The organism is Kitasatospora sp. GP82 (assembly GCF_029892105.1).
Lineage (GTDB): Bacteria > Actinomycetota > Actinomycetes > Streptomycetales > Streptomycetaceae > Kitasatospora.
Window position 1 is genome coordinate 1 of sequence record NZ_JARZAJ010000093.1, and the last position, 6,977, is coordinate 6,977.

Here is a 6,977-nt window from a genome sequence, read left to right on the forward strand (position 1 = left end):
CGTCCCGAGACGGTGCGGCAGAAGGTGGCGGCCACCCACCGCCTGGCCGACAACGACGAGGTGGCCGCCCAGGTGGCCGAGGACGTGCTGCCTGCCGCCCGCCGTGACGTCAGCCCGTACTACTTTCCACAGGCAGCCCGACACAGGAACTCACCTGGCAAGGCTCCACAACAGCGCGCCCCTGAGCGTCGTACCGGCCCGCGCCCGAGGTGCCGCAGCACGCGGTGGATCACGGATGAAACCGCCACCGGCCTTCGGAGATGACGTCCACCTTGTCGTCACTGACACGAATAGCCGTCTCGTCGTCGATGAGGTAGATCGGGAAGTCCGCCCGCGCGGCGATGCGATCGGCCCAGGCATCATCCCGCTCCGGGAAATCCGACGAGTACAGGTGCGGCTTCAGATACCAGTCGAAGAGACCGAACGGTGGCTCCATGGTCGTCGCGCCGAGCACGCGGAGGTCTGCGGCGTCCCCGATGACGTCGGCGGAGTGCTCGGTAAGATTCCGGCTGAAGATCATCGATCCGGCGCTCACCCCCACATAAACCCGGCTCTCCAGCGCCTCCAGGAAGCCGTCGGCCAGGTCGCTACCGGTGATGCTGCGCGCGAGGTGGTAGTGATTGCCGCCCCCGACATAGATGACATCGGCATGGAGCAGCCGGTCGAGCACCATCCGCCGGGGCAGGCCGTTCAGCTCCAGGACGTCGAACTCCCGCCAGCCAAGACCGTGCAGTCGGCTCATGTCCGCAACGAGCCACCCGTGGTCCCCGGGCTCGGCGACAGACGCCGTGGGAATGTACACGACGTTCGCCGACCCAAACGGCTTTCCCAGTATGTCCCGCAGCGCATCCCGCAGTGTCTCGTTGCACAGCCCGCTCGACGTCAACAGAAGTTCCATCGGGCGAGCCAATCACGGCTGACAGGCGCGCGCAACGAACCCTGGATCAACAGCCCGCGCCGAGGCAGCGAACGCTTCCGCGTCGTCCGGCTCGATCTGGTCATCCGGCCGGACGTCCACCAGCACCGGTGTGCCGTCCGAGAGCCGGGCGAAGAAGTCCGGGACATGGCCCCGCCGCACCCGCGGGCCTGGCCAGAACAGGCGAAACGGCTGCGAGACCAGTGCCAGCACGAGCGGATCGAAGTCGAGCAGCATTGCGTGGTCTCTCTCCAGCCGCGACTCGCAGCTGACCATGCTCGCCGTCCTAGCGAACCAATAGTCCCTGGTCACCGAACGCTGGCCCTGATAGGACCGGACCTTCCGGACCGGCCCCATCTCCTCGAATCGTGCTGTCCACACCGCAGACAACGGCTCACGCCGCCGGACCCGGACCTCATCGACGTACGCGACGGCGAAGACATCCGCCCCAGCGCCAACCAGCGCTGATCCTGTGCCAACTCTCACAGGCGAAGCCCTTGCCGGGCCGGAGGTTGGTGAACCCTCAAACCGCCCGGGAGAGGGAACATCAGCCGGGACGCCCATCGCTCAGCTCGGCGGAGGACTACTGATACCAGTCGTCTCCGCCCTCAGCGCGTAAGCGCCCGAGATAGTCCCGTAGGTCACGGGCCACCCAGCGGCGACTGTCGGTCTCGTGCTCCCAGACGAAGATGTCTGGCCTCCGTGGCGTCTACACGAAGGCGAACTGGTCGCCGCCACCGTTGTCTCCGAAGAACAGGAGAGCGTCAAACGGCATGTACAGCCGGGCGAATGAGCCGTCCGACCGGAAGTAGAGGTTCTGCTCGACGATCTGCTCGATGGCCCAGACAGTGTCCACGCTGGTCTGTCCGATGATCCCGTTGCTCTCCAGCAGCAGCTGCCTGAGCCCAGCTGGCAGCTCGCCCCCCGAGCTTCCGCTCCGCCTTGGCCAGCACTGACTCGTCAGCGGGATCCCTGAAATCGGCGTCCGGGAACGCATCAAGGGCTACTTGTCTCCACATGATCCGGAAGCGTAGCCATCTCCAACGACAACCTACGCGGGACGAACCACGCTCACCGACAACACGGTGTGGGACGCCAGCGCGGGCCCGTCACCCGAGCGACAACCTCGACTGGGACGGGCTACGGGGCGGACAAGACGCGCTGGTACAGCGGCGACCTACGCTGGGACAGGGCAATAGCCGAAAGGTCCTTCGCCAGGTAGGCAACAGTCTGTTGCTTGTGAGCCGCTTCCCGAACTGGTTCGGGAAGCGGCTCACAAGCGGTTCGTCACGAACCGCCGTAATGGTCGTGGTGGCGTTCCTCGCCGGTTCGTGACGAACCGAGCTGATGGTTCGTGGCGAACCGTCACGCTGCTCGACGGTCCGTGAAGCCCATCTGAGTAAGCATGCTGTCGATGGTCAGCGTGGCCTCGTGCTTGGGTACCCAGAACGCGAGCGGTTCCTGCGCGTCGTACGCTTCGGCCACTGCGGTGGTCGCCTTGAGCATGTTGAGCATCCGGTCGCCGTACACCTCGCGGCCTTCGCGCTGCCTCTCCAGGTAGAACTGGCCCTGACTGTTCGACGCCTTTGTCTCGTTCATCGCGAACCATGTGGCTAGGGGCATGGCTCCGAAGTCCTCGTACTCGTCCCGCACATCCTTGATGCGGCGAAGCAGGCTCTTCGCTCCACGCAGCTCTTTCCGCCCTGGCTTCGTGCAGACGAAGATGTTGGTGGAGGCGATGAGGATTGAAATGGACAGCAGGCTCAGCGACGCTGGGCAGTCGATCCAGACGAAGTCGTACTGCCCCTTGGTGATGTAGCGCCGGAGAGAACGCTGCAGCCAGAAGACACCCTTCGGGTCCTGCGCGAGTTCGATGTCTGCCTGGCTCATCTTCTCGTCTCCCCGCACGAGGTCCAGACCGTCGATGATCTTGAACGCATTCGGCCCATCACCCTGCCGGATCCGAGTTCGCGCGGGAACGATCGCCTCTTCCATCTTGGCTTGCCCAAGCATGACCTTGTGCACGGTGACGACGCCCTTAGGTAGCTCGTCCCCATCCCAACCTGACCAGTACGAAGCATCCGACTGCAGGTCAGCATCCACAAACAGGACCTTGTATCCCCGGCGCGCGGCCTGGACGCACAGGTTCCATCCGATGGTGGTCTTGCCCACCGATCCCGCGCGGTTCATCGCCGCAAACACTGGCGGGAGGTCAGGCGCGTACAGGGGCGAGAAGGTGTGAAGCACGACAGTCTCCGAAAGCCGGCGGAGCAGCTTCAGCTGCTGGAAGAGAGGGACTTCAGGTGCGGTCGCTCAAGCTCGCTGGGCTCGTAGCCCGCACCATCAACAAGGTGCTGCAGGTAACTGCTCACCCGGAAATCAATCTTGCGTCGGCTGTCCGCCGTACGGCATTCGTCCTCAGCGAGGGCTGCCGCATACGCAAACTGTGCAACGAGTGTAGGGGATGCGCTGACCAGAACATGGTCCCGATAGGGTCCAGGGTTCATAGCTGAGGCGTTCGGCGCCTCGGCCCCAGCCATCCAGGAGTGCGCCAGCTCCAACGCCTTCTTGCTGACCAAGGAGAGGGTGGTGGCTGCGGTGCGCAGCGCTGCGGCATCCGGCTCGGCGGACACGAAGGTCGTGACCAGGTCCTGGCAGGCTGCGGCGCGGGCTTCTGCTGCCTCAGCACGAAGCTTCTTCGCCTCGAGCTCGAGGTTGGGCTCCTCAACGCCTGGACCTGCTGGACGACGCGGATTGGGAAGCGTGTCGTTGGAGCCACCATCGCCAGCTTCGGACGAACCGGTGCGGTTGTCGGCCTTACCCTCGGGCCCTGAGTCTTCGCCGGTTCGTGACGAACCGCCGCCCCCAGCTGTCTGCGCATCCTCAGCCTCAGGCCCAACCGCACCGGTTCGCGACGAACCGGAGAGGAGAACCTTCCGCGCTGCCACTGGGATGGTGAGTCGCTCCGCCTGCATAAGGTCGTAAGTGGCAACGACGAGATTGGGATCGCCTACCTCCTTGAGGATGTGGTAAGCCGTCTCCGGTCCCGGACGCTTCTGAAGCACTGCCTCTTTGGCTTCAGGGATCTTCGCAAGAGACAGAATCGCGATCTTCTTAGTGACGCTACTCTTAGCGACCCCAGCGTTCTCCGCGATCTGCCGGTGGCTCCATTTCTTCTCACGGTGCAGTCGGGAGTAGCCCTCGGCCTCCTGGAAGACGGTGAGGGCGTTGCGGCCGATGTTCTCGCCGAGGAACACCTCGGTGAGCTTGTCCACGTACTGGTTCTGGACATCGACACGGATCAGTTCGAGACCGGCGTCCGGGGCGCAGTCGAAGCGGCAGTGGCCAGCAACGATTACGTATTTCTGAGAGCTGTTGAAGTGGTGGGCATCCTCGGGGTACATGTCGAGGTAGACCGCCATGTCGAGCACAACGAGGGCGTGGATTAGCCCGTTCTCCCGGAGCTGGGTAACCAGTCTCTGCCGGTCCTCCGGGCGTTCGTACAGCTCATCACCCCGCAGGTTCTGCGGGCACGGTGCCACTTCATCCAGCGGAACGCTGACGCCAAGGCCCTTCGGCTTCGGCGCCTTGATGAGCTCCTTCTCTCTGAGGACGACAGTCTCGTCCTCAAAGTTGACGGGCTCCGCCTGCATGTCGGTGTTGGCCGAGCCTCCTGCGCCTGCTCGCGGCATCTTTATGTTCTCCCTGGTGCCACCTGATGCGGGTTTGTACCCGACGACGATAGCGGTTCGTCGCGAACCGATTTGCGATGCACCCGCCGAAGATGCTGGTTCGTGACGAACCGAGGCAGCACCCCAGGACACAAGGACCTGGTTCTCGCTACTGTCACGGTCGCACTGGACGGGGTCCCTGTTCGCTTGGTGGTGAGACGTCTGTCTCCTGTACTGCCCCTGGAAGTCCGGCATCTCTTCCTAACTCCTCGTGCCGAGCTGCCGAGATCATGCAGAGGTTCCTCGGTGAGGGGCTCGGGACGACTTCGACGACGAGCGGCTGCTTACTCGCCCGGATCTGCCTCAGAGGACCCTGGAGGTGTTGTCACGTCTTCGGCTACCTGTCGTTCGTCCCGGCCTACTTGTCGCTGCTCCGGCGCAGCTGTCGTACAAGGGGCGTCGGCGACTCTAGAAATTCGCCGCTCGGCAGCGGGACTTGCGCTGCGACGGGTGCCGGATGCCCATGGACCCGGCCAGCTGGTCGGCACTTCAACGCTGCCTGGCCCACCGCACGGATCAACACACCCACAACCCCCACGTGATCGTCACCGATCACCAAGACCGGCCGGGCACTGGCCTCAACCGCCTACGTCAGCCACCTCCTGGACCCCTGCGGAATCCCACCCCAAACCCTGCGGACAACCCGGCTCGCCGACCTGATGAACACCCCCGATCCCAAGCTCGCCGCCGCAGCCCCGGGCATGAACCCCGGAGGCGTCGTGATCTACCTCGCCGACCACGTCGACGCTGGTCGGCTCCCATAGTTCAGAGGAACTCTCCGAGGTTGGCGCTGTCTGACCGGCACAATGTCCCGATGACCCTCTTCACCTGCGCGAACTGTCGGCAGCCACTCACCGGAGATCTCAAAGAAGCACAGCCCTCGCTGGGCACCGAAGAGCGGTCCGGCCATCGGATCGCCCCTCCGAGGATGGCCCGAGGCATCTATGCAATCAGCCATGACGCCAGCCTCTTCATCCTGCATCCCGACGACCTGCCGGGAACGGCTCCGCACCCTGACCGTGGGCGCCGCAACGGCTGCTGCGGACTTGACGGCCAGGACGGCCCCAATCTCATCTGCGCAGGCTGCGGCGCCGATGTCGCAACCAAACAGTCCGACTGCTGGACCTGGCATCTGGTGGCGCTGACCGCCGCTGCAGTCGTCAGCGGAGCCGAATCCCCATCCTGAACTCGTTGACAGCCGGGGTCGGCGGCAGTCTGCCGACCGGTGCGGGCCGCCTGGCCGTCCGGGGGCCGGCCCGCGTTGGCAGTGTTCTGGTCGGCGGGAGTGGTGGTGCGGGCCATCAAGTGTCGTCCTTTCCGGCGCCGCCCTCGATGAGGGTGAAGATGCGGTCGTAGGCGCCGAGTTCGCGTTGTTCGACCTTGATGCCGAGGCTGTCCGGGGCCAGGAGTGCAGCTCGGGCGGTGGCCGCGCGGGCGGCTTGCTGGTGCCAGACCTCCTCGCGCAGGGCCCTGGCCGCGGCTGCGTGTTCGGGGCCAGTGATCTACTGGTGCCTCGCCCAGCAGCTGACGTGGCGGGCCATCAGGTCGTCGCCGCAGGTCGCGGTGATCTCCTCGGTGTCGCTGTGGATCGTGATGACGCGGCCGATCGCGCGAAGGTGGGCGGAGTAGTCGGTGTCGACGCGGATGTAGTGGTCGCGCCCCAGACGAGCGCGAACGGGCCACCAGTTGGGCGGGGCGACCGGAGGGATAGTGAGCATCGCCGCGCGGTCCGGCTCCAAGCGGTCCTGCGGCCTGGTGTCGGCGTACTCCAGTAAGTCCCGGCCCGGTACAGACGAACGCGCCCAGATCCCTGTTCGACGTGATCGTGTTTCATGCGACGATCCTGGCATGGCCAACCTCGAAGCTTCCTCCCCTTGGCGTCGTGCGAGTGCGGATGGGCTGCGTGAAGCGGCTCCGGGCCAGCGGGGTTCCGCGGTCGCCGTGCTGGGGGCGTTGCTGGATCGCTCTCTGGTGCAGATCGCCAACGCTGCCGCGGACGCCCGCTGCTTCGACCGGGAGACCCTCCGCCAGGCGGCGGACGTGTGGGACAACAACACCTTTCCCCTGTTTTGGGCGGCGACGGCCGGCACGCGAAGCGGGCGCGAGCGTCGAGCGCTGGCGGCGTTGGAGTGGATGGCCAGCCTCGGCGAGGAGAGAAGGGCCTGGATGCTGGAGCAGGCCTCGGCCGCCGGACACTCGTTGGACGATCTACTTGCGCCCGCGAAGCCGTACGTACCAGGTCGTGACTATCTGGGACGGGTGATGGCCCCGGTGATGGCGGTGACGCCGCAGATCGCCGAGAGCCTGGCCGCCGACTACGACCTGCCGTC

At 65.3% G+C, this 6,977-nt stretch carries 8 protein-coding genes; 2 read left to right on the forward strand and 6 right to left on the reverse strand.

The window, feature by feature from the left end; translation table 11 throughout:
* Nucleotides 1–229: 229 nt before the first annotated feature.
* The 5 genes from P3T39_RS36835 to P3T39_RS36855 form a co-directional block, all read right to left on the reverse strand.
* The gene (locus P3T39_RS36835) at nt 230–898 is read right to left on the reverse strand and encodes a Type 1 glutamine amidotransferase-like domain-containing protein (RefSeq protein ID WP_280703684.1); all 669 of its coding nucleotides are present in this window, start codon (nt 896–898) and stop codon (nt 230–232) included.
* A gap of 12 nt (nt 899–910) precedes the next feature.
* Complete coding sequence (locus P3T39_RS36840; protein WP_280703685.1) at nt 911–1,480, reverse strand: TnsA-like heteromeric transposase endonuclease subunit; 570 nt, start codon at nt 1,478–1,480, stop codon at nt 911–913.
* Between the two features lie 145 nt (nt 1,481–1,625).
* Nucleotides 1,626–1,913 (reverse strand): SMI1/KNR4 family protein, encoded by a 288-nt coding sequence (locus P3T39_RS37685; RefSeq protein ID WP_348534428.1) that lies wholly within the window; start codon nt 1,911–1,913, stop codon nt 1,626–1,628.
* Between the two features lie 368 nt (nt 1,914–2,281).
* On the reverse strand, nt 2,282–3,163 hold the full coding sequence (locus P3T39_RS36850) for a ParA family protein (RefSeq protein WP_280703687.1): 882 nt from the start codon (nt 3,161–3,163) through the stop codon (nt 2,282–2,284).
* Between the two features lie 29 nt (nt 3,164–3,192).
* Complete coding sequence (locus tag P3T39_RS36855; RefSeq protein ID WP_280703688.1) at nt 3,193–4,842, reverse strand: hypothetical protein; 1,650 nt, start codon at nt 4,840–4,842, stop codon at nt 3,193–3,195.
* A gap of 619 nt (nt 4,843–5,461) precedes the next feature.
* On the opposite strand from P3T39_RS36855, the gene P3T39_RS36860 reads away from it, so the two are divergent.
* Entirely contained in the window at nt 5,462–5,833 is a 372-nt protein-coding gene (locus P3T39_RS36860; protein WP_280703689.1) for a hypothetical protein, read from the forward strand.
* Between the two features lie 316 nt (nt 5,834–6,149).
* Here P3T39_RS36860 and P3T39_RS36865 read toward each other — a convergent pair whose 3' ends face one another.
* On the reverse strand, nt 6,150–6,365 hold the full coding sequence (locus P3T39_RS36865; protein ID WP_280703690.1) for a hypothetical protein: 216 nt from the start codon (nt 6,363–6,365) through the stop codon (nt 6,150–6,152).
* 130 nt (nt 6,366–6,495) lie between these two features.
* Between P3T39_RS36865 and P3T39_RS36870 the strand changes: the two genes are divergently transcribed.
* On the forward strand, nt 6,496–6,977 hold a 482-nt coding region (locus P3T39_RS36870), incomplete at its 3' end, for a hypothetical protein (RefSeq protein ID WP_280703691.1).